Source organism: Streptomyces sp. SID3212, assembly GCF_009865405.1.
Classification (GTDB): domain Bacteria; phylum Actinomycetota; class Actinomycetes; order Streptomycetales; family Streptomycetaceae; genus Streptomyces.
Genome location: NZ_WWJY01000638.1, coordinates 1 through 428, shown reverse-complemented (window position 1 = coordinate 428; position 428 = coordinate 1). Strand labels below are relative to the sequence as shown.

The 428-nt window shown below is 78.5% G+C and carries 1 pseudogene; it reads right to left on the bottom strand.

Going from position 1 to position 428, the window contains the following annotated elements:
- A pseudogene (locus GT042_RS18945) lies at positions 1–428 on the bottom strand (hypothetical protein); the annotation flags it as partial.

Sequence of the window (428 nt, the reverse complement as noted above, 5' to 3'; positions counted from 1 at the left end):
GGGAGCGGGGCCGGTGGACGTGGCGAGGGGCGCGCCGGCGGGCGGCGCGAAGAGGAGGAGCTCGTCCGTCTCGTCCTGGTGGGCGGGGCGGAGCGGGGTGGCGGGGCGGACCGGGGCGGTCCGGCCGGCAGGGGTGGCGGGGACGGTCGCGCTGACGGGGGTGGCCGGGCTGACGGAGGTGGTCGCGCTGACGGGGGTGGTCGAGCTGACCGGGATGATCGGAATGACGGGGGTGGTCGGAATGGCCGGGGTCGGTCGCGGACCGTCGTTCGGCCGGCCCGCGTCGGGGTCGAGGAACCGCGCCCGGCTCGACACCACCCTGGCCCTGCGCCGCTCCTCGGCCACGGTACGTTCGGTCTCCGGCAGGCCCCGGTCCTGGGCCGCCCGTGCGGTGTCCACCGCCGTACGGGCCGTGGAGAGCGCGGCCT